Source organism: Gracilimonas sp. (genome assembly GCF_031581265.1).
Classification (GTDB): Bacteria; Bacteroidota; Rhodothermia; order Balneolales; family Balneolaceae; genus Gracilimonas.
Genome location: NZ_JAVLBQ010000018.1, coordinates 19,943 through 43,219, shown reverse-complemented (window position 1 = coordinate 43,219; position 23,277 = coordinate 19,943). Strand labels below are relative to the sequence as shown.

General features: G+C 41.1%; 21 protein-coding genes. 8 read left to right on the top strand and 13 right to left on the bottom strand.

The window, feature by feature from the left end; all coding sequences use genetic code 11:
- Positions 1-109: 109 nt before the first annotated feature.
- From RI561_RS08070 to RI561_RS08045, 6 genes are all read right to left on the bottom strand, one after another.
- A complete protein-coding gene (locus tag RI561_RS08070) occupies positions 110-2,530 on the bottom strand; it encodes a thiamine pyrophosphate-dependent enzyme (protein ID WP_395079727.1) in 2,421 nt (806 codons plus the stop codon).
- Positions 2,531-2,937: 407 nt separating this feature from the next.
- Positions 2,938-4,329, bottom strand: a complete 1,392-nt coding sequence (locus RI561_RS08065) for a class II fumarate hydratase (protein ID WP_395079726.1) — start codon at positions 4,327-4,329, stop codon at positions 2,938-2,940.
- A gap of 201 nt (positions 4,330-4,530) precedes the next feature.
- Positions 4,531-5,655, bottom strand: coding sequence for a GNAT family N-acetyltransferase (locus RI561_RS08060; RefSeq protein WP_395079725.1), 1,125 nt, complete (start codon positions 5,653-5,655; stop codon positions 4,531-4,533).
- Positions 5,656-5,677: 22 nt separating this feature from the next.
- Positions 5,678-6,916: an aminotransferase class I/II-fold pyridoxal phosphate-dependent enzyme gene (locus RI561_RS08055; RefSeq protein WP_395079724.1), complete on the bottom strand. Its 1,239-nt coding sequence runs from the start codon at positions 6,914-6,916 to the stop codon at positions 5,678-5,680.
- 189 nt (positions 6,917-7,105) lie between these two features.
- Positions 7,106-8,290 (bottom strand): glycosyltransferase, encoded by a 1,185-nt coding sequence (locus RI561_RS08050; protein ID WP_395079723.1) that lies wholly within the window; start codon positions 8,288-8,290, stop codon positions 7,106-7,108.
- Between the two features lie 15 nt (positions 8,291-8,305).
- Complete coding sequence (locus RI561_RS08045) at positions 8,306-9,466, bottom strand: glycosyltransferase family 4 protein (RefSeq protein ID WP_395079722.1); 1,161 nt, start codon at positions 9,464-9,466, stop codon at positions 8,306-8,308.
- A 105-nt stretch (positions 9,467-9,571) separates the two neighbouring features.
- On the opposite strand from RI561_RS08045, the gene RI561_RS08040 reads away from it, so the two are divergent.
- The 3 genes from RI561_RS08040 to mutY are packed head-to-tail and all read left to right on the top strand — an operon-like array spanning position 9,572 to position 13,187.
- Positions 9,572-10,546, top strand: a complete 975-nt coding sequence (locus tag RI561_RS08040; RefSeq protein ID WP_395079721.1) for an NAD-dependent epimerase/dehydratase family protein — start codon at positions 9,572-9,574, stop codon at positions 10,544-10,546.
- A 4-nt stretch (positions 10,547-10,550) separates the two neighbouring features.
- Complete coding sequence (locus RI561_RS08035) at positions 10,551-12,086, top strand: Ig domain-containing protein (protein ID WP_395079720.1); 1,536 nt, start codon at positions 10,551-10,553, stop codon at positions 12,084-12,086.
- Between the two features lie 27 nt (positions 12,087-12,113).
- On the top strand, positions 12,114-13,187 hold the full coding sequence (mutY, locus tag RI561_RS08030) for an A/G-specific adenine glycosylase (protein ID WP_395079719.1): 1,074 nt from the start codon (positions 12,114-12,116) through the stop codon (positions 13,185-13,187).
- Here the strand turns inward: mutY and RI561_RS08025 are convergent, their stop codons facing one another.
- Positions 13,188-13,799: a class I SAM-dependent methyltransferase gene (locus RI561_RS08025; RefSeq protein WP_395079718.1), complete on the bottom strand. Its 612-nt coding sequence runs from the start codon at positions 13,797-13,799 to the stop codon at positions 13,188-13,190.
- 96 nt (positions 13,800-13,895) lie between these two features.
- Between RI561_RS08025 and RI561_RS08020 the strand changes: the two genes are divergently transcribed.
- Positions 13,896-14,744: a TIGR02757 family protein gene (locus RI561_RS08020; protein ID WP_395079717.1), complete on the top strand. Its 849-nt coding sequence runs from the start codon at positions 13,896-13,898 to the stop codon at positions 14,742-14,744.
- A gap of 86 nt (positions 14,745-14,830) precedes the next feature.
- On the opposite strand, the gene RI561_RS08015 is transcribed toward RI561_RS08020, so the two are convergent.
- Together RI561_RS08015 and RI561_RS08010 are read right to left on the bottom strand one after the other, a co-directional pair.
- Positions 14,831-15,121, bottom strand: coding sequence for a type II toxin-antitoxin system RelE/ParE family toxin (locus RI561_RS08015; RefSeq protein WP_395079716.1), 291 nt, complete (start codon positions 15,119-15,121; stop codon positions 14,831-14,833).
- Between the two features lie 2 nt (positions 15,122-15,123).
- On the bottom strand, positions 15,124-15,342 hold the full coding sequence (locus tag RI561_RS08010) for an addiction module protein (protein WP_395079715.1): 219 nt from the start codon (positions 15,340-15,342) through the stop codon (positions 15,124-15,126).
- A 266-nt stretch (positions 15,343-15,608) separates the two neighbouring features.
- Between RI561_RS08010 and rpsU the strand changes: the two genes are divergently transcribed.
- Positions 15,609-15,803, top strand: a complete 195-nt coding sequence (gene rpsU, locus RI561_RS08005) for a 30S ribosomal protein S21 (RefSeq protein ID WP_395079714.1) — start codon at positions 15,609-15,611, stop codon at positions 15,801-15,803.
- A gap of 31 nt (positions 15,804-15,834) precedes the next feature.
- On the opposite strand, the gene radA is transcribed toward rpsU, so the two are convergent.
- From radA to RI561_RS07990, 3 genes are all read right to left on the bottom strand, one after another.
- Entirely contained in the window at positions 15,835-17,175 is a 1,341-nt protein-coding gene (gene radA, locus RI561_RS08000; protein WP_395079713.1) for a DNA repair protein RadA, read from the bottom strand.
- A gap of 1 nt (position 17,176) precedes the next feature.
- The gene (locus RI561_RS07995; protein WP_395079712.1) at positions 17,177-18,220 is read right to left on the bottom strand and encodes a YbhN family protein; all 1,044 of its coding nucleotides are present in this window, start codon (positions 18,218-18,220) and stop codon (positions 17,177-17,179) included.
- A gap of 79 nt (positions 18,221-18,299) precedes the next feature.
- Positions 18,300-19,376, bottom strand: coding sequence for a class I fructose-bisphosphate aldolase (locus RI561_RS07990; RefSeq protein WP_395079711.1), 1,077 nt, complete (start codon positions 19,374-19,376; stop codon positions 18,300-18,302).
- Between the two features lie 415 nt (positions 19,377-19,791).
- Here RI561_RS07990 and RI561_RS07985 point away from each other — a divergent pair, with 415 nt between their 5' ends.
- The 3 genes from RI561_RS07985 (at position 19,792) to RI561_RS07975 (ending at position 21,785) form a co-directional block, all read left to right on the top strand.
- Positions 19,792-20,244: an Hsp20/alpha crystallin family protein gene (locus RI561_RS07985; RefSeq protein ID WP_395079710.1), complete on the top strand. Its 453-nt coding sequence runs from the start codon at positions 19,792-19,794 to the stop codon at positions 20,242-20,244.
- Positions 20,245-20,427: 183 nt separating this feature from the next.
- Positions 20,428-21,417 (top strand): tRNA dihydrouridine synthase DusB, encoded by a 990-nt coding sequence (dusB, locus tag RI561_RS07980; RefSeq protein ID WP_395079709.1) that lies wholly within the window; start codon positions 20,428-20,430, stop codon positions 21,415-21,417.
- Between the two features lie 161 nt (positions 21,418-21,578).
- Positions 21,579-21,785: a hypothetical protein gene (locus RI561_RS07975; RefSeq protein ID WP_395079708.1), complete on the top strand. Its 207-nt coding sequence runs from the start codon at positions 21,579-21,581 to the stop codon at positions 21,783-21,785.
- Positions 21,786-21,847: 62 nt separating this feature from the next.
- On the opposite strand, the gene serS is transcribed toward RI561_RS07975, so the two are convergent.
- On the bottom strand, positions 21,848-23,116 hold the full coding sequence (gene serS, locus RI561_RS07970; protein WP_395079707.1) for a serine--tRNA ligase: 1,269 nt from the start codon (positions 23,114-23,116) through the stop codon (positions 21,848-21,850).
- Between the last annotated feature and the right edge of the window lie 161 nt (positions 23,117-23,277).

Below are 23,277 nucleotides of genomic sequence, written 5' to 3'. Positions count from 1 at the left end.
GATCTACTTCTGCATTGAGCTGTATCCTAGTTCAGGCGCGGAGCGTTCGGAACCAGGGTAAAGCTGAGAACTGAGGCCTGAAAGCTGACAGCTCCCTCAGCTCCCCCAATCAATAAATCGCTGGAAAACGCTCTGTATCCGCCTCGCGCATGATTTCGTAAATGGTCTCAAAAATATCCTCAGCGTTAGGTTTGCTAAAGTAATCTCCATCAGAGGCATAAGCCGGGCGATGTGCTTGAGCAGTCAGGCATTTAGGCTCGGAGTCAAGGTCGAAATAACCTCCCTGTTCTTCCAATATATTGTGTAAGATGTAAGCCGAAGCTCCGCCCGGGACATCCTCATCTACAACCAACAAACGGTTAGTCTTGCTGAGTGATTTCCCGATCAAGTGATCAAGATCAAATGGAAGCAAGGTGCGAACATCAATCAATTCAATTGAAATACCTGCATCTTCAAGCTGTGGAATTAAGCTTTCCACAATGTTGAAGGTAGATCCATAAGAAACGACGGTAATATCCGATCCCTCTTTCACAACCTCAGGCTTACCCAATGGAACCGTAAACTCTCCTAAATTGGAAGGTTTATCTTCTTTTAGTCGATATCCATTTAAAGGTTCGATAATGATGGCAGGATCATCCCCTTGTAACAAGGTATTATAGAATCCGGCAGCTTCGGTCAAATTTCTGGGAACGCATACATGAACTCCCCGAACTCCGTTTACAATCATTCCCATTGGTGAACCGGAATGCCAAATGCCTTCCAGTCGATGACCACGGGTTCGAACTATTAACGGAGCCGCTTGTCCGCCTTTGGTTCTATATCTCAGCGTTGCCAAGTCATCGGAAATTCCCTGGAAGCAATACAGCAAGTAATCGAGATATTGAATCTCAGCAATGGGACGTAAACCACGGATGGCCATCCCAATTCCCTGTCCTAAAATAGTAGCTTCCCGGATGCCGGTATCACTCACGCGGATTTCCCCATATTTATCCTGCATGCCTTCGAGACCTTTATTTACGTCCCCTAATTTTCCGGCATCTTCACCAAAAACGAGAGTGTTGGGATATTTTTCGAAAAGCTTATCGAAATTGTCCCGAATTACGAGGCGACCATCCACACGCTTAGGTTCGTAAGAATATTCCGGTTTAATTTCTTCTACATTCAGCGGAGATTTAGAGGTTTCGCTGTACAGGTGTGAGTTGTAACGCTCTTTGTTCTCCTCACGAGATTTTTCTACCCATCTGAGCAATTCACCACGGGCTGAACTTTGCTTTCCGGCAGTGGCAACCAAAGCTTTTCTTGCTGCAGCTAATATATCTTTTCGAATAGCCGTGGGATAGTTTTTCAGCTTTTTGGCATATTCACCGACCTTCTCATTGCCGGTTTCTTCACTTAACTTATTCAGCAGGTCAAGTACATCAGATTTCTCCTGTTTGATAGGCTCCATAAAAGCCTTCCAAGCGGCTTTTTTGGCTTCTGTTACTTCTGCTTTGGCTTCTTCCTCAAGCTCATCCAGCTTTTCTTCTTTGGCAATTTTATTGTCAAGTATCCACTGTCTCAGTTTTTCGAGGCAGCAATATTCTTCTTCCCACTCTAACCGTTCTTCCGATTTATAGCGCTCATGGGAACCGGAGGTTGAGTGTCCCTGCGGCTGGGTTACCTCTTTCACATGAACCAAGACCGGCACATGTTCATCGCGGGCAATTTTAGCAGCTTTTTCATAGGTGTCTAAAATCGCTTCATAATCCCAGGCTTTGACGGTTAGAATTTCATATCCATCTTTGTCTTCAGTTCGCTGAAATCCACTTAATATCTCAGAGATACTTTCTTTGGTGGTTTGATACTTCTTAGACACCGAAATACCGTATCCATCATCCCAAACAGAAACAACCATTGGGATTTGAAGCACTCCACCGGCATTGATAGTCTCCCAGAAAACACCTTCAGAAGTACTTGCATCACCGATGGTGCCGAAAGCTATCTCATTTCCTTTATTCGAAAACTTCTTCCACTCTTTACCTTTTAGTGCTTTCTCATTTCTATACACTTTTGAGGCTTGGGCGAGTCCTAATAGTCGGGCCATTTGTCCTGCAGTAGGAGAAATATCAGATGCCGTATTTTTTGATTTGGTTTGATCAATCCAATGGCCGTCCTCATCAATGAGTCGGGTTGCAAAGTGGGAATTCATTTGTCGGCCGGCAGAACTTGGGTCTGCCTCTACATCAGCATGGGCGTATAGCTGTGCAAATAATTGCTGAGGAGTTACATGATCAATAGCGAGCATAAAGGTTTGATCACGATAATAGCCCGAGCGGAAATCTCCTTCTTTAAACTGCTTGGCCATGGCTATTTGAGGAATTTCTTTCCCGTCCCCAAAAATTCCAAACTTTGCTTTTCCTGTCAGCACCTCTTTCCTGCCAATTAACGACATATGCCGACTGACCCAACCCAATTTGAAATCCGCTAAGATTTCTTTCTTTTGAGCTGCGGTAAATTTTTTCTTTGTCGTCTTGTCTTTTACTTGAGCCATTATTAAATAATTATTCTGAAAATTTTTTAGGAAAAGCGACCTTCCGAGCGGGGCGACATAATACGGAAAAGCGCTTTTTTATGAAACCTTATCCGCTGTGCTTCTCGTTCAGTTTCCGTTAAATTTGGGTTAATTTTGAGCTTGAATAAAGTCGATTAAAATAGCGATAGAATTTGTTGTCACTCTGAGCGCCTAAAGTGTAATTTTAGGATAACATAACTTTCCGCGAAGAGTATCAACGCATAAATCAGCAACTATAGTAATCCAAAGTTTGAGATCCTTCGCGTCAATCAATTAACTTCTATTTGATTTACTATGCGCTCAGGATGACAACTAAAGCTAACCCTTCCACAGTTAAAGCAATCTATCCGATTTTAAGCTTCCGGGAGGGGTTCTTATCGACCATATCATTCCGTAAAGCCACCCTTCGTCATCTTAATCGGATCAAGAGCTTTATCAAGTTCCTCATCAGAAAGATCGGTCATTTCTTTAGCCACTTCTTTCAAAGGGCGATTTTCGGCATAAGACTTCTTCGCAATTTTGGCAGCAAGATCATAACCAATGATAGGATTCAACGCTGTAACCAAAATTGGATTCCTTCCTACCATTTCGGCAATGGCCTCTTTTTTCACTTTCAACTTAGATACTGAACGGTCGGCTAAATTCCGTGCTGCATTGGCCAATATATCTATCGACTCAAGTAGGTTGTGTGCTACTACCGGTAACATTACATTCAACTCGAAGTTCCCGGCCTGTCCCCCAACTGTTATCGCTGCATCATTTCCTATCACCTGTGCACACACCATGGTTAATGATTCTTCTATCACAGGATTTACTTTGCCCGGCATGATGGAAGAACCGGGTTGAAGGGCGGCTAACTCAACTTCTCCAATACCACTGTTGGGACCTGAATTCATCCAACGCAAGTCATTGCCAATTTTCATCAAGCCAACTGCTATAGTTTTTAGCTGACCGCTAAGTTCAACGGGAGCATCCACAGTAGCCTGAGCTTCAAAGTGATTTTCGGCTTCAATAAATTTCTCGCCGGTTAGTTCTGAAATCTTTTCAGCAAATCTTTTACCAAAATCTTTGTGTGTATTCAATCCGGTCCCAACAGCTGTTCCTCCCTGAGGTAATTCACTTACCCGCTCGAGGGCAGATTCTACACGTCTGATACCCAATTCAACCTGTCGGGCATATCCACTAAATTCTTGTTCAATAGTCACTGGCATTGCATCCATAAGGTGAGTGCGCCCTGTTTTTACTACATCCGCATACTCTTTTCCTTTACTGAGAAAAGTTTCCTGTAAATGTTTGAGCGCCGGGATCAAATTCTTGGTTGCTGCTTTTACAGCTGCTACTCTGATTGTTGTAGGAATGACATCGTTAGAGCTTTGCCCATAATTGATGTGATCGTTGGGGTGAATATTGACATCAAGGTTCTTCTTTAATTCGTTGGCACGATGAGCAATAACCTCATTGGAATTCATATTGGTCGAAGTTCCTGAACCTGTCTGGAAAATATCGATCACAAATTCTTTGTCATGAACGCCATCAATAACTTCTTGTGCAGCAGCCTGAATAGCGGTAGCTACCTCCTTATCAAGTAAACCTAAATCAGCATTAACGGTAGCTGCGGTTTTTTTTACATATCCTAAAGCTTCGATGAATTCCCGGCTGAATTTAATTCCGCTTATCGAAAAGTTATCGTGCGCCCGTTGGGTTTGTGCTCCGTATAAAGCATCTTTTGGAACTTTAACTTCACCCATGGAATCTTTCTCGATACGATAGTCACTCATTATTTTACAATCTTTTTTTGGTTGATAAGTTTGACTTAATCTCAAATTAATGCTGAACATCAATTATAGATAGTAATTCTTAAATAGCGTTAAAAAGATAAGGAAAAAGTATGTAGATGTCGTGAAAGGTTGACAAAAACTGAATAGATGTTTTGTACATCAACAGTTAGAAATGAATTAAGGCCTATTCCCTTTTCAAGATCAAAGTTCTTTGGAATACATCCGGTAGGTTTTATCGTGGGTACCACCCATGCGCTTAGCTACGCTAATCATTTCTTTATTGGTCTCAAGAATCCAGCTCATTTCGGAGACGGTTTTGTGGCCACTTTCAAGCCCCTTATTGATTGACCGCAGGTGTAACAGGGCGTCAATGCCTTTGCCATGATATTCGGGTAAAACACCCATAAGTGCTGTTCTGAGATGGTGCAGGTCTCTCTTTCCCCAAAGCAACTTGAATATCCCGAATGGAAACAACCTGCCATTCATGTTTTTCAAAATCCGGTTAATATTTGGAAGACCAATTGAAAACGCTACCGGCTCACCGTTAATTTCGGCTACGTGGGCGAAATCGGTATCAATGATAAGCTTCAGGTCTTTCCCAAGGGTAGCAAATTCTTCTTCACTCAGAGGTATGAATCCCCAGTTATCTTTCCATGTAGCATTAAAAATTCGCTGCACCATCTTAATCTCTTGATCCATCTTCTTCAGGTTTACCGGCCTGATTTCAAGATTGGGCATGCGGTGTTTTACTACTTTTTCGGCTCGTCTCATTCTATCCACATCAACCGTTTCTGTATCGATAAGGAATGCGTACAAATCCATAGCTTTTTCAAAGCCGGCATCTTTGATCAGCGTGTCATAGTATGGAAAATTGTAGGGCATCAGGATGTAGGGGTCTTTATCAAATCCGTCAATCAAAACTCCGATAGTGTCCATCATACCGGGATTAGAGGGACCAAGTACATCCTTCATTCCTTTATCTCTAAGCCAATCTGAAGCTACTCTAAAAAGCAGGTTTGCCGTATGTTGGTCGTCAATGCACTCAAAAAAACCAAAATGCCCGGTTTTTGTACCATGATAATCGTTGTAGCGATGATCTATGATGGCCGCAATTCGTCCCACTTCCTTTCCATCTTTGATAGCAAGGAAAAGTTCAATTTCAGCATTATTATAAAAAGGATTTTTATCGGTATCGATGAGTTTTTTCTGTTCCATTCGCAATGGGGGAACCCAGTGTTGGTGTCCCTTGTAAAAGGAATAGATAAAATCAGTAAATCGCTTCTTTTCCTCTTTAGTAGAAACGACTGTTACCCCTGAACTTTTCATACAATCGGATTAGATTAGCATTTTACTCGATTGCAGAATGACCGTTTCTGTCAATAATTCCATGCTTAAGACCAATTTTGCGGAAAGCTTCTAATATCTGGTCAAGGTGCTCATCTGTATGACTGGCCATATAACTTGTTCTCAGTAATGATTGCCCTTTGGGTACCGCAGGCGGCACAACGGCATTGGTATAAACACCGGCTTCAAACAGATCTTTCCAAAACTCAAAACACTTCATCATTTCCCCGATAACAACCGGGATAATAGGACTTTGGCTGTTCCATACGTTAAAACCCAAGTTTTTGAGTTCAGTACGCATGTAGTTGGAAATTTCTTCGAGTCGCTCTAATCTCCAGGGTTCTTCTTCCAAGATTTCAAGGGCTTTTAATACGGTTGCTACGTTAGCCGGTGGCATAGAAGCACTAAAGATGTGGGCAGGAGAATGATGTCTTATAAATTCTATCACCGGCTTATCACCAACAATAAAACCTCCAAGAGATGCAAAAGACTTCGAAAATGTTCCACTGATCAGATCAACTTCATCTGTCAGTCCAAATACCGAAGCAGAACCACGCCCCCCATCTCCCACAACACCTATTGCGTGGGCATCATCAAGATAAAGCCGTGCATTAAATTCTTTAGCCAATTTCACCAATTCTGGAACATTAGCAAGAGTACCCGACATTGAAAAAACACCGTCAGTTACTATGATTTTTCCTGCATCAGGATCAGACCTTTCTAACAACTTTCTGAGCTGATCCATATCATTATGCTGATAACGAACAGTTTTAGCATTTGAAACCAAAGTACCCACCACTATGCAGGCATGGTTATCTTTATCAGAAAAAATGATATCATTGCGACCTGCTATGGTTTGTATGGAACCTTCATTCGTTTGATAGCCGGTACTGAATAGCACACAACCCTCTTTCCCCATGAAGTTTGCAAGTTTCTCCTCCAGCTCGAGATGGCTATCAAGAGTTCCATTTAAATACCGAGAACCTGTGCAGCCGGTTCCATATTTAGTGAGGGCTTCCTGAGCTGCTTTTATAGTCCGTTGATCATTTGTAAGCCCCAGGTAGTTATTGGAACCTGCCATGATCACTTTATTTCCTTCAATTTCAACTATAGTACCGTCAGTTGCCTCAAGGGGCTTAAAATATGGATACAGTCCCATTTCCTTAACTTCATCAGCTTTTGTAAAATTAAAAGCTTTTGAAAAAATGTCTGATTTTGTGGCACTGCTTTTACTATCGGCCATTCGGAGATTCCTCAACAAATTCTATATAACATCAAAATATAGCCAGTATTATGTATCAATCAAATTATCATAAAGATAGTATCAATACCGACTGCTGATATAGGTTATTTAATATCGTGGAAAAGATAAGAAATTTATCACTCAGCTACTGAATTTGATCTCAATTTTTTTGACAGTAAACATCCGTTCTTATTCACCCTGTTTCTCTACTTTTTTGCCACTTAATAGCTTCTGGTACGTTTCAAATAATTTCCTGAAGTGATCTTCCATATTAAAAATTTCGTGCTCTGCAGCAACTTTGGTCGCTTCAACCATTTCACCGCGATCTTTCTTGAGCATTTCTTTTATTGCTTGGGCACAGGCAGTTTTATCACCGGGCTTATATGTCACTCCAATTTTATCGGTTGCAATATCAGCGGCTCCTCCTCTTTCGGGTACGATTACGGGTAACCCACTACATACCGCTTCAGCCACTACAATACCATAAGTCTCTGCTGCAGAACCGTGCAGAAAGTAATCGGATGAGGCCAAAATATTGGCCAGTTGATCTCTGTTCTCAGTAAAACCCATCAATTTGACCAACTTAGATTTACCGGCTTTATACTTCACATATGCACTGATCGGACCGTCCCCAAAAATCATTAGTGCCATATCTTCATCTTTTGCTGCTTCAATAAATCCATCAATAACCGTTCCCAATCTTTTTTCAGGATGATGACGGCTTATTGCTATCATTAGCTTTGCATCTTTATCCAAGCCAAAATCAGCCAATAGTTTTTCTCTTAATTTTTCATCCCGCCGGTTGGGGGAGAAAAAATCTTTATCGATTCCAAAAGGAACAGCGATAGGATTTTTTACTCCAAACCCATCTATTCGCTCTGCCAGCCATTCTCCACTTACTACAGTCGCGTCAAATTTCCGGCTCAGCTTCCGCAGAAATTTCCAGAAGAAGCCAAATATTTTATCTACACGATCGAAACCAACTGAACTGCCTAAAAATGTTTGAATCAAAGCCGCTACAGGATCCTGATGAAAAATGAATGTCTTAACGGCATCCCCTTTCCAGCGACCGGCAAACCAACCACTGGTGTAGGGAGAAGACCCTTCTACTATATCAGGTTGTTCGCGATCTAAGATTTCATGTACCGCTTTCTCTCTCCAAAGCACATAATATCGCCAGTCAACGGGCAAGCGAGGACCCTTTACCCAGATGACTCTACCGCCGTGACGCTCTTCTTCACCCCAATCCTCTCCCGGAGCTACAATCACAATATCGTGCCCCATTTCAGAGCCATACTGAAGTTTCTGGTTGATGTACGTCTTTACGCCACCTCCCTGATCTGTATAAAATTCTGCTACGTCAACTATCTTCATCCTAACAAATAAAAATTAAAAATCCTTTTGAGGCACCGGTGCGTTTAGTGCTTCTCTATAATTACCGATTAATTTTTTGTTGATTTCATTCCAGTCATACTTTAATGCCAGAGACCGAGACTTGGATTTCATATGCTCCCGAATGTCTTGGTCTGAAATGATATTCAACAACTTTTGAGTGAAATCCGCCTTATTTTCAGGTTCAGCTAAAAAGCCATTTTCACCATGTACCACCAACGACTTACTGCCGGTAGCATCTGCGACCAAACAGGGTAAGCCGCTGCTCATAGCTTCAAGGGTTACATTCCCGAAGGTTTCGGTGTGTGATGGAAATAAAAAAACATCACTGCTTGCATATGCTGTTGCTAATTCTTCTCCTTCTAAAAAACCGGTATACCGAGCTTCAGGCATCATTTCTTGCAACTCCTTTTGCGCCGGGCCGTCACCAACTACCAGGGCTTTTACTTTATCATTACCAGCTGAAAGTTGTTGAACACTATGCCGAAACGTATCCAATGCTTTTTCCCAAACCAACCGCGATACGAAGGTGACTACAATATCATCTTTCTCAAAACCTTGCTTGCGTCGCCATTCATCATCTCTTTTTTCCGGTGAAAAGAGTGTAGTGTTTACGCCCCTGGCCCAAATCCTTAAATCGGTATTAAATCCCTGTTTCATTAATTCATCAATCATAGACTGTGAAGGCACATATACCTGTGTTGTTGAACTGTAGAACCAACTTAAATATCTCCATGCAAGAAACTCTATGGCATGAGCTCCATAATATTTCAGGTAGCTTGTGAAGTGTGTATGATACGAGGAGACTACCTGCACCTGATTTTTCTGTGCCCACCTGAGCGCTCTCAATCCACCAACATCCGGTGTAGCTATATGCACAAGATTTGGATTAAAAGCTTGCAGCTCTTGCTCAGCCTTTGCCGACAAGCCTAATGTAAATCTATATTCTCCCCTGTTTGAAAATGGAATAGGAACGGATGGAAGTGGAACCAATCGTCCATTATGGTCAAGTTCCGGTTCTTTTATAGTGGGTCCAAAAACCAAGACGGCAATTCCCTGCTCCTCTAAAAATTTTACCAATCTATTTAATGTGAGGGAAACACCATCTTTAATGTGATTATAATTGCCTGTAAAAAGAGCGACTCTTAATTCTTTCATAAAAATTTAAAAGCAGAGGGCATATTTGTATATTTCATGCTCTGCAGAAATCCTTGTCATTATCACGATTTTCATTGCAAACAATCTTCAAATATAAGGAAATTAATGAAAGCCTTCGTAACAGGTGGAACAGGTTTTATTGGAAGCCATCTCGTTGAATCACTTATTCAATCTCCGAAATATGATGAAATTCGATGTTTGGTCCGAAGTGAAGAGAAATGGCTGCAGGGTATGGACTTCAAAACAATAAAAGGGGATTTAAATGATTTTCAGGCATTAGGTAAAGGATTGGACGGAGCCGATGTATTATTTCATGTGGCGGCAATCGTGAAGGCTCCTACCAAAAAGGAATTCACCCAAGCCAATGTGGATGCAACGGAAAATTTAGTTCGACTGGCTCAGAAAAAAGGGGTGAAAAATATGGTCATCCTCTCCTCTCTTGCCGCAGCAGGACCAAGTAACGGCGCTCCTAAAACAGAAGACGATCTCATGAACCCGGTGAGTATGTATGGGGAATCAAAGAAGGAGATGGAGAGTCGAATTAAATCAGCTGCACAAAAAGGTGATACTATTAAAATTATCAGGCCGCCTGCTGTTTATGGTCCGCGTGAAGATCAAATTTATTCGTTTTTTAAGTCCTGCTCCAAGGGAATTTGCCCCATCGTGGGAGACGGGAACAATCCCCGAATTTCCATGGTGTATGTAGGTGATTTAGTGGATGGGTTACTCCTTGCAGCCGAAAAAGAAGAAAAGGGAGTTCATACCTACTTTATTTCAGGTGAAGGAACTCATACCTGGAACGAGATTAAGGCCATTACATCCAGAGTATTGGGTAAAAAACTATTACCGCTAAAACTTAAACCCAAGTATGTAAAGAAAGCAGCAGCCACTATCGAAAATATTGCATCATTATTGGGGATATATCCCGTTGTAAACAAGGAAAAGGCAAATGAGCTTATTCTCGAATGGACATGTTCCACCAACAAAGCAAAAAAAGAATTAGATTATACACCTAAAGTCTCCCTTGCAGAAGGAATTTCCCGAACTATACACTGGTATAAAATACACAATTGGTTATAAGCCCATGAATTTCGTTTTTAGAACTGCTTTTATTTTATTTATCAGCCTCATTTTCAGTAATACCCAAGCACAGCAAAAGCTGATGCAAGATTACAGTCAGCTCATGGATATACCTAATGTAATAGCCATGGAAGCTTCTCCAACCCATTTATACGTGCTTTCAGGAGATGAAGGGATGGCTGTTTTTCGAACCTATCCGGATTCCCTGCAATGGCTCTATACCTCTAATGGTATGCAGCGACGCGGTTATAATATCATGGCTGATGTCCGCTTTGCCTATCTCTTTGGAGATTCAAATCGGCTTACGGTTTTAGAACCTACTTCCGCACTTGGTGTGTACTCGTCTACTATATTACCCGAACAGCCTACAGCCGCAGCCCGAATAAGTAACCAACTTTATTTTGCATTACAAAGCTCAGGACTTGGAAAAGTATCACTTGCTTCACCTGAATCGGTAGATTCTGAGCCGGAAACTCTTGCAAATTCAATCCTTTCGAATTCCTCGGTACTTGATCTTCAGTCTACCGATTATAGCAACCAGCTTTTTGTGCTAACCGATGCCCCTTCCCTGCTTGTTTTTACTCAACAGGATTCAACTATCGAACTGGAACAGAATATCCAACTGGATGTCCGTCTTACCGACATTTTTATTGATGAAGAAGAAGTTTGGGGAAGTACTCAAACCGGAGAAATCTTTGAGATAAGTGGCTTAGGAATTGGAAAGAGAATCGGGGCAACGAATGAAAAAGTTCAAAAAATATTCTCCTGGCAAAATATCGTGTTTGCCAGAACAGAATCAGGCCGGGTTTGGGCAACCGATGAATCCGGTTCTCTGCAAATCTGGAAAGAGGATAACAGTGCAGGCAATTATATCGCCAAAAGTGGACAGATGATGTGGATTTCTGAAAATGATAAAGTTTCTGCAGTTCGCTTGCAGCAAGACTCTGTTTCAACCCCTGTAACTCAGTCAAATTCATTTGAAATAAAGCCTATAGCCAATCAGATTGTAACATTTCCTAAACCACTCATTCTTGGTTTAGAGATGGTAGGAAATTATCCTTCCGAAAACGTGAAATTTTCTTATCGGTCAAATACCAATAATGCCAAAATCCGAAAGCAGGGTTTCTACTGGCAGCCTACCGTCAACCAAATAGGGAATTATTGGTTTACCATTGTGGCAAGAAGTCAGGATGGAAAATCTGACAGCACCCGGTTTGTGGTAGATGTCAGATCCTTTAATTCCCCCCCACGATTTAGCCCCATTCGCACTTCAAGTATAGCGGTGAATGAGGAATATACTGTAGAGTTTTCTGCAACAGATCCTGACAACCCACAAAATTCTTTGATACGGTATATTGGAGTAGATCTTCCCGAAGGAGCCTCTATTAACGAAAAAACGGGTGAATTCAGCTGGACTCCTACTGAAAGACAAATCGGTAAAACTACCTTCAAGGTTATAGCCACAGATAGATTAGGTGCCGCAACATCCACTGACGTAACGCTGAATGTTTTGGATATCTCACGCGGTAGCGATCAGTAATCTCGATTAATCTTCAACTATTTTCTTTTGCAGAACGCTGATTTTTCCTCGGAGTTATTGAAATGGTATCAGGATCATAAACGACAAATGCCCTGGCGGGGTGAAGCTGACCCCTACAAGATCTGGGTTTCTGAAATCATGCTGCAGCAAACCCGGGTTGATCAGGCCACTCCCTATTTTCAAAATTTTATATCGCTTTTTCCTACTGTTTACGATCTCGCTAATGCCAATCAACAAGAAGTCTTGAAGGCTTGGGAAGGGTTGGGATATTATAGCCGTGCCCGAAACCTACACGCTGCGGCAAAAATGGTGGTTGAGGAATTTGGCGGAAAATTACCTGAAGTCTACGATGAAATTATCAAGCTAAAAGGCATTGGACCTTATACAGCTGCCGCTGTAACAAGTATCGCTTTCAACAAGCCCAATGCCGTGGTAGATGGAAATGTGATTCGTGTGCTAACTCGATATTATGGAATTGAAGACGACACCAGAAGCACTAAAACCCGCCGGAAAATTCAGGAATTAGCAAATGAATTGATTGACGAAGATCAGCCCGGGGATTTTAACCAAGCCATGATGGAATTAGGATCCGAGGTTTGCACCCCTTCAAATCCTGACTGCGATAACTGCCCCATTCAAATGGGATGCATAGCTGCTAAAGTGGCAAAAACGGAAGTCATCCCCTACAAATCTCCAGCCAAGAAAAAGCCGCATCATATTATTGGAGTTGGAATAATAGAGCGGGAAAAGGATGATAAAATTTTGATTGCCCTTCGCCCGAATGATGCCATGCTTGGGGGGATGTGGGAATTCCCCGGTGGCAAACAAGAAAACGTTGAAACTATTAAACAAACCATTGAGCGGGAATTAAAAGAAGAACTGGGAGTTGAAGTAAAAGCTTACAAAGAGTTAATGAACTTAAAACATGCCTACTCTCATTTTTCCATCACTATGCATGCCTGGTTTTGCAAGTTAATTTCTGGAGAGCCGAAGCCAAAAGAAAGTCAGGAGGTGCGTTGGGTTAAGCGAGAAGAACTTGAGAAGTTTCCATTCCCTAAAGCCAATAAGGTTTTGACCGAACGACTGATGAAAGAAAGCTGATCAATTTATCGCTACTCCGTAGATATGTGGAATAATGGGTACAAAGAGCGTTTTACTCTTAAATTGCACCATTTCAACGGTACTAAATTGTGATTTTCGAATAATTTTATCTGTCTTCCTCGTAACGTGGCAACCATCAAAAAACCACTTCCATGGCTTTTTCACGAAATACTGAACTTTATAAATCCATGAATGCCGGTCAGCTTTTATATGCTCTATAAATGCATATTTTCCTTCTTTCTTCAACACTCTTTTTATTTCAAATAGTACTTCAGCAGGACTCTCAACCGTGCACAATACAAGACTTCCAATCACCATATCCACTGAATCATTTTTAAGGCTCATTTTCTCCGCGCCGGAATTATGGATCTCAATTTCAATGCCATATCGTTTTGCCCTTCGCTTCAGCAAGTCGTTGAATGATTCGTTTGGCTCTATAGCTATCACTTTTGTGCCGGGCCGTAAATACCTGAAATTTGCGCCATATCCTGCTCCAATTTCAACCACTGTTTCCGGATGGCCTTGTAATAATTTTCGCTTTCGATCTCCATAATGGAAATCCATGTATCGATCTACCAGCGAAAAAAACCAATCGTTGATCTTATGAATCAATTTAACTGCATTTTGTTTGTGTTAACAAGAACTAACCGCTTATAATAATCAACGATTCCATAGAAAATTCAAATCCGCTTAAAATCAGGAATATCATTGCCCCAAAAGCGAAAAAGATATCGCACTATTTCTAAAAAGAAACTCCTTGAACTTAAACCCTTTTTAGATGATCTGATTGAGAAGATCGAGCAACCGGGTTATATCAATGATGATCCTGTTCAATTTATGCATGCTTTTGAGGATAAAAATGATCGTGAACTGGCAGGATTTTTTGCTGCAACCATGGCTTGGGGCCGACGTGATATTGTGAATGCAAAGGTGGAAGATTTGCTAAATCGTATGGATAATAGGCCGGCTGAATTTATCCTGAATTATTCTGAAAGTGACGCCCAAAATTTTGAGGGATTTAAGCATCGCACTTTCAAGCCCATCGATATGCACTGGATTACTAAAACCTTACAATCCATAATGTTGAAGTTTGGTGACTTCGAACAATTCTGGGCTTTTTGTCATAGTAGAGCTAAAACGGAAAAGAGAGAATTAATAGCCGTATTCCACGAACATTTTTTCACCTTTCATCCGGAGATTCCCCAAAGGGTTCGTAAACATGTTTCCAATCCTGAAAAAAACAGTTCCGCCAAAAGATTATACATGTACCTGAGATGGGTAATTCGAAATGACAGCCCCGTTGATCCGGGAACTATGGATTTTATTTCCCCGGCTAAGCTGAAAATCCCCTTAGATGTTCATGTAGCCCGACAAGCTCGCAAACTCGGCCTTCTATCGCGCAAACAAAACGACTGGAAAGCAGTGCTTGAACTCACCAAAAGAATGAAAATTTTAGATCCTGAAGATCCTGCTAAGTATGATTATGCCTTGTTTGGGATTGGGGTGTTGGGTTCGGAGATTCCTGAAGAATTCGATGTTAATAAACGAGTGGAGTAATCCGCTCCGACGCTGAGCGTCAGAGCGAGATTTTTTTAAACGTAGGGCGGAGAAACTGTCCAACCCACATATATCAAAATCTTTAGTCAAATTCTTTCTTTCCAATACATTGGTTTTCGATGCAGATTAGTCACTGCTACTACTACAATTTTATCTCCATCCACTAAATATATTACACCAAAGGGAAATACGTTCAATAAACAGCGTCTTGTATTTTTTGAATAAGGACTCCACGATTTTGGATTTGCTTTAATTCTTTTAAATCCATCCAAAACTTCATCAATAAACTTATATCCTAACCCCTCAAGTTGTTCTTCGTAATACTCAAAAGCTTCATCAATTTCATTTTCGGCCGGTTTAAGTAATCGAAGTTTCAAAATTATTTTGCTTTATATTTTGAAATTATCTCCTCTACTGAAACTGCTTCAATCTCCCCTTTTTTATATGCTCTGACTCTATCTTCAGCCTCTCGCTTCCATTGCTCATCAATTTTTGTATCAGTTTCTCTCAAACTTTTCAACAACTCATCAACCATTTCAGCTCTATCATTTTCAGGAAGTTGTAAAGCTTTTACTAAAAGGTCTTTGTGGTTTTTCATAGCATAAATATTTGATTCAATAGAAATGTATAAATTTGCAGGCAATGTTGCAGAATTGAAACTAATTATCTTTGAGACAAGTAAATTAGTTTGTTCACATGCTGGGTATCAGAGTTAGACTAAACGTTTTATTCACACCTATCTACTGCACAGTCTGCGTTAGAGCCAGCTCGGGGTTTTACGGTTATTTTATATCATGTAAAGAGTTTGTATATTTAGTGCTCCCAATAATGGGAAATTAAAAAAATGAAAGGATGTGATACTTCATGTTAGGAGTAGAAGTAAAAGACAACGAAAGTGTTGACCGTGCAATTAATCGCTTTAAAAAACTGGTGACCCGATCACGAGTTCTAAACGAATACAAAGATCGTCAACAGTATACCAAGCCGTCGCTTGAGCGACGAGAAGCTTTGAAAAAAGCGAAGCGCGAACAACGCAGACGTGAACGTGAAAACTTCTAAACGAAGCACAACAAATTCAAGCCCTCCGGTTTTACCTGAGGGCTTTTTTTATGGCTTGATGTAAATATTGAATGCCATCTTTTTGTTTTGAACCGGGCACAACCACTTCTTTATAGCCCAATTTTTTGGCTTCCTTCACTCGCTGTTCCAGATGTGGCACGGTTCTGATTTCCCCTCCCAGCCCTACTTCACCAATAAAGGCTGTGTTTTGTGCCACTGCATCATCCACTAAGCTTGAGATGAGTGCACAGCAAACTCCAAGATCTCCGGCGGGATCATTGAGCCTAAATCCTCCCGCAATATTCAGATACACATCATGATTTGAAAAATTCTTACCTACCCTTTTTTCTAAGACAGCCAGCAATAACAATAATCGATTCCGGTCGAAACCATTGGCTGTTCTTTGGGGTGAGCCGTAGGCCGATGGCGTAACCAGTGCCTGTACTTCAATCAACAGCGGGCGAGTTCCCTCCATTGTACAAACCACTACATTACCGCTTACACCGGCTGTTTTATCTGATATAAAAAGTTCGGAAGGATTAGAAACCTCTATCAATCCGTCGGACTTCATCTCAAAAACCCCAACCTCCTGTGCAGCACCAAATCTATTTTTAAGGCTTCGAAGCAATCGATAGGTATATTGCTTATCACCTTCAAACTGGAGTACCGTATCCACCATATGTTCCAAAACTCTCGGTCCGGCAATATCTCCTTCTTTGGTCACATGACCAATAACCAATGTGGTAATATTCTTTTTCTTAGCTAACTGCTGAAATAACGCTGCACATTCTTTCACTTGCTGTATACTTCCCGGCATACTCGATAATTCGGTTCGGTATACAGTTTGAATGGAGTCCACAATCAACAAATCAGGCTGCATTTTTTGAGCCTCAGCAATGATCTTATCTACTTGAGTTTCGTTGTAAATAAGCAGGTTCTCTGATTTCACCCCAAGACGAGATGCCCGCTGTTTTATTTGTCCGGCTGATTCCTCACCGGCACAATACAAAATAGTGAGATCAGGATTTGCTTTGGCAATTTGCAAAGTCAATGTACTTTTGCCGACACCCGGCTCACCCCCAATTAACACATAGGAGCCGGGAAGAAACCCTCCCCATAACACACGGTCTAATTCAGTAATATTGCTTTTGAAACGAGTTTTCTCTGAAGTTTCGACATCCTCTAGTTTTTTGGGAGCAGCTGCGGCTTCAAGTCCTTCTACTTTGGCTTTGTGATTTGATGAGGATTTACCCTTTGATACTGTCTTTTCAACAAAAGTATTCCACTCTCCGCAGGAAGCACAACTTCCATTCCATTTTGGCGAAACATATCCGCAATTAGAACATTCATATTGAGTTTTCACCTTAGCCATTTCAATCCTGATCTTTTATTTCAACTACTTTTTGATTTACGTACCAAGTGGTAGCCATAATTCCTAAGCCGACACTAATATAGTAGCTGATAATTCTCCATAAAAATACTGCCAGTCCAACAAAGCCCTCCCTTGAAATCAATGGTCCCTGAAATAGCACAAACAGCCCTTCTACGCCACCACTTCCACCGGGAGTTGGGACAACCAAGAATGCCAGATTCATAGCCAAACTTCTAAGAACTGATAGTACTTCAGGGGCAGGGAGCAAACTGAGAACTACAATGGTTGGCAGTGCAATTCTCATTAACCACGACATTGTTGAGAGAAAAAATGCTTTGGCTAAAAAACTGAATGGTTTTTTACGGAGTTGATGGGCATACTTTTCAAGATTATCGGCTTCAATTTCAATTTTATCCCCCATCCTACGCAGTATCGGCAACTTAAACACAAATTTTACCACCTTCTTTATGGCACCGGGATTTATCAAAACCCCGTATGCCAAAACACTTGCATAACTCAACAAGGCTACATAAAGCAGCCCCATCGAAACATCACCCACCAAGCCAATTTCTGCCGGAACTACCTCATAAAAAATCCCCGCAAAAAGTAATATGGGTATCGCCATCGCAAACCACAGTTGATCCAATAAAACACCATAAAGAATAATAGCCCCCGAATCACCGAGTTTAAGTCCTTCTTTGGTCATAGCATAGGTGGCCATAGGTGCCCCTCCTATTGTAGATGGAGTGACCGCTGAAGTAAAATCCCAAGCTAAAACAACTCGAATCGAAGCTAACCAACTGAGTTTTCGTTCAGACAGAAAGCGAATTTTAGCTGCAGAAAACCAAACTCTAAGCAAGGATACAACTACCGCTATAACCAGACCCGGTAACCTTTTGGGAGCCAAATGCTCGAGAACACCCGGTGTATAAGTCCAATAGATGACACCGGCCATAGTCAGCAAGCTTAAGCTGACAGAAATAATCAGGTATTTTCTGGAAACTAAAGATTGAGGGCGCTCGATATGTGCTTTTGATTCGCTCAAATAGTAGTGCTAACGGGGTGGGCAAAAATAAAACAGCCCTACGGAATTTACCGTAAGGCTGTTCAAATTATGCTACACTTTATGCAAGTGTAATTTCGTCATTGAGGTAAACATCCTGAATCATGTTCAGAAGTTTTATGCCTTCTTTAAGTGGGCGCTGGAATGCTTTACGACCGCTTATGAGTCCCATTCCACCGGCTCTTTTATTAATGATGGCTGTTTTAACCGCATCAGCAAAATCGTTTGATCCTGATGCTCCACCTGAGTTTATCAGGCCTGCCCGCCCCATAAAACAATTTGCTACCTGGTAGCGGGTCAAATCAATGGGATGATCAGAGGAAAGTTCCGTATAGATACGCTCGTCCAATTTTCCATAGCTGGAATCGCCGGAATTGAGGGCTTTATACCCACCGTTATTTGTTGGCTGCTTCTGCTTGATGATATCAGCCCCTAACGTCACACCAAGGTGATTCGCCTGACCTGTTAAGTCTGCAGAAGAATGATAATCAACGCCATCTACTTTAAAAGCACTGTTTCGGGTATAGCACCAAAGAATGGTAGCCATTCCTAACTGATGGGCATATTCAAAAGCCTCAGCTACTTCCTGAATCTGTCGGTTAGATTCTTCAGAACCGAAATAAATGGTTGCCCCTACAGCAGCAGCTCCCATATCAAAAGCTTTGTCGATGCTGCCAAACATAATTTGATCGTAATTATTGGGATAGGTCAGCAGTTCGTTATGGTTGATTTTAACTACAAAAGGAATTTTGTGTGCAAATTTTCTTGAAACGGCAGCAAGCACTCCAAAGGTGGAAGCTACTGCATTACAACCGGCTTCAATAGCCAGCTTCACGATATTCTCAGGATCAAAGTAGTCCGGATTTTTTGCAAAAGAAGCTCCCGCTGAATGTTCAATACCCTGATCAACAGGTAAAATCGACATATACCCGGTACCGCCTAAGCGACCATTATCAAGTAGTCTTTGAAGGTTTGCCAGAACCCGACTACTGCGGTCAGAGTGATACCAGACATCATCTACATAGCTGGGTGAGGGTTTTGACAACCGGTCGGTACTAATGGTTTTACATTTATGATTAAGAAGATCTGAAGCTTCATCTCCCAGAAGTTCTTCGATGCTTTTTATTCCAAGTGACATAATTATTTTTCCCTTTTTAAAATTTAATATGCGAGTGAGTAAGTGGCAGAAAATATAAGCTTAAAACAGCGAAATGGCTAAAGAGAAGTTCCAAAATTTAGGCACTGGCTGAAGTGTAGAGCACTATAAAATGATTGTTGATTATCAGATAAATGGGTTCATCTCTTTTAGATAATTTAATTGAACATCATAGAGACCAATATTTCATATTTACTGAATTCACTATGCCGAATTTTCAAACTTAATTGTCATTTTGTAATTCACCAGCAAAAAAATTGTCAGCTCGCAATTTATAGCTACCAATTTGGCACAGAATTTGTATTTACAAAAGTGTCAACATTCGTGTTGATTTGGGTAAAACCCGATGATCTTTGAATAACTAATAACTATTTAAAAGGAGGACAAACCTATGTTAATGCGAACAAAATCAAATACTCCAACTCTTTGGAATGAAAACACAACTACCTCACCTCTTAAAATTTCTAATTGGATTGATGAGGTTTTTGAGGACGCGTTGAATTGGCCAAGAACAACTACATCTGGTTTCATACCTGAATTAAATGTGTATGAGACAGATACTGAATTTGAAATTTCTGCTGCTTTACCCGGAATGAATAAAGATGACATTGAAATCACCTTTAATTCCGGTGTTCTAACCATCAGCGGTGAACGTAAGATGCAGAAAGAAGAAAATGGACGCAGATATCATCGAGTTGAAAGCAGATTCGGTAAATTCAGCCGATCACTTCCTCTTCCCGGTGATATTGTAGATCATGATAAAATTGCTGCTAACTATGAAAATGGTGTCCTCAATGTCACCATTCCTAAAGTGAAGGATAAAGCAGCAAAAAGAATTAAAGTAAACTGACCATCTGTAGTACAGGTTTAAGTTTGACATGAAAAAGCCGCGTTTACCGCGGCTTTTTTATTTGTTGATCTTAAATCGTCTTAAATTCTAAGCAAACTTCGATTTTACTTTTCAGATTAAAAAATGGAACTAAAATCTGTATCTTTAAGACTCTAAAAATTTTAAATAATCTCTCTTTATAAAATGAACATCGGTCCAATAACATTACCGGATCAGCCTCTTTTTCTCGCTCCTATGGAGGATGTTACCGATTCCCCGTTTCGTCAAATTTGCAGGCGAAAAGGTGCAGACATCGTATTTACCGAATTTATAAGCTCAGAAGCCATCATTCGTGACGCTGACGCCGCCATGCACAAAATGGATTTTGATGAAATGGAGCGTCCATTTGGTGTTCAAATTTTTGGAGGCAGAGAAGAAGCTATGGAAGGGGCAGCTAAGGTAGCTGAAAATAATAATCCCGATGTGGTTGATATCAATTTCGGATGTCCGGTCTATAAGATTGTCAAAAAAGGAGCCGGAGCCGGATGTCTTAAAGACTTGGCCATGATGGAGCGTATGGCAGGAACCGTGGTTGATGCTGTTGAAAATAAGCCCGTTACGGTAAAAACAAGACTTGGTTGGGACGACAGCACCATCAAAATTCAGGAAGTGGCTCTGATGCTGCAAAAATTGGGTGTTAAAGCACTGACCGTTCATGCCAGAACAAGGGCTCAAAAGTATAAAGGAGATGCACGTTGGGAATGGCTCAAAAAGCTTAAAAATACTCCCGGACTCGAAATCCCAATCATAGGAAATGGTGATGTAACTTCTCCCGAATTAGCTAAAAAAATGTTTGAAGAAACCGGAGTGGATGGGGTGATGATTGGTCGAGGTGCTATTGGCAATCCCTGGATATTTGAACGAACCCGTCACTACCTCGAAACCGGTGAGCTGCTACCTGAACCAACCGTTCAGGAACGTATTGAAGTTTGTGCAGAGCAACTTCGTCTATCGGTGAAGCATCAAGGAGAAAGATATGGCGTTATCATTATGAAGAAGCATTATGGACAGTATCTAAAAGGCGTAAGAAATGGGAAAAATTTACGCATGGAAATCATGAAGCATGATGAAATGGATCCAATCCTGGAGCTGCTCTACAATTTTGATGAAACGGAGATTCATGCCGTTGCTTAAGTAATGAGGTGATGAGTGATGAAGTGATAAAGTAGATTAAATCAGAGAATTTATTTTAAGGAATACTTCATCACTTTATAACTTCATCACTATTTACCTTTTGAATCTTTTAGTGCTATAGTGCGTAGGGAAACAATCCCACAAATAAATCACCAATCAATATGTTTGCACGACTTGCACGACTCATAAGTTCATTCCTAAGTGCCTCTGCCATTGCAGCAGCTCCTCTTAAAGCCATCACCGGAATTGTTATTAGCCTTATCATCCCTTACTTGCTATATGCCTTTTTGGGTGGATTTGGAATTGCCCTGGCATTAGTTGGTATAGTTTGGGGCGTGGTTTGGTTATCAAAAAGAAGTGATAAGTAAAGAAGTAGTTTAATCGCAAAATTTAAAGTTCAGGAATACTTCATTACATATCACTTTATAAATCACAGATAGTCTCGCCCAAAAAATGGTTTCAGCACTTCCGGTACTCTTACTTTTCCATTCTCCTCTTCGTACGCTTCCAAAATAGCTGAAACGACTCTGGGTAAAGCCAATCCCGACCCATTTAGGGTGTGCAAGATTTCGATTTCCTTTTCATCTTTACGGTAGCGCAACTGCATTCTGCGAGCCTGGAAACTTTCAAAATTAGAGCAAGAGCTTACCTCCAGCCACCGCTTTTGTCCGGGACTCCAAACTTCTAAATCATACTTTTTACTTTGGGTAAAGCCCATATCACCGGTACACATAAGGAGCGTGCGGTAAGGCAGCTCAAGTGCCTCCAATAAAGATTCGGCATGCTTCCTGAGGCTTTCAAGCTCATCATAAGAATCTTCCGGCTTCACAATTTTGACTAACTCTACCTTATCAAACTGATGTAGCCTATTCAAACCTCTTACATCTTTTCCATAAGACCCGGCTTCTCTTCTCCAACATGGGGTATGACATACATACTTTAAAGGCAGCTCCTTCTTTTCGATAATCTCATCTCTGTGAAAATTCGTTACAGGAACTTCGGCTGTGGGAATGGTGAAAAATTCATCCCGGGGAATTACATACATCATGTCTTCCTTATCAGGAATTTGGCCGGTTCCCCGAGCGGAATCTTCATTTACAAAATATGGAGCTTGCAGTTCTGTGTACCCCGTTTTAGAAGCCTCATTTATAAAATAATTTATTAAGGCCCTTTGTAATTGTGCTACCGGACCTACATAAAAAGGGAATCCGGCTCCGGTTACTTTAACCCCACGTTCGAAATCTACCCATCCATGTCGTTCGGTTAGTTCCCAGTGTGGTTTTTTCCATTCGCTCTCATCCGGTTCTCCCCAAGTCTTAAACGTTTCGTTATCCTCTTCAGTAGAACCCACGGGAACACTTGGATGGGGTACGTTGGGAATTTTCAATAACAGGGTATCTCTTTCAGCCCTGAGGCTTTTAACTTCTTCTTCAATCTCCTTAATCTGCTCTTTCATGGCAGATGTTTCCTTAATAATAGCCTGGGCTTTTTCTTTTTCCCCCTTGCCCATCAACTCACCGATCTTGCTCGATTTGGTATTGCTTTCGCTACGCAGCATATCTCCCTTATGAACCTTAGTCCTCCATGCTTCATCGGCTGCTATAACCTTTTCTACTACAGAGGCATCTTCTTCACCTTTGTTAATGATGGCCTTCTCTACCTGTCCACGATTTTCCCTTATGTAATTAATGTCAAGCATTCTTTTTTGAGTCTGTGTTTGTAATAAATTTCAGACTCCAAAGATAAGAGGTATTCCCGTTTTTGTTGAAGATTTTTTGTTGAAATCACTTGTCTAATAATTTGATTCTAAGAATCATTTTCTCAGTTGACAGCCTAAATAATTAAAGCTATAATCCAACA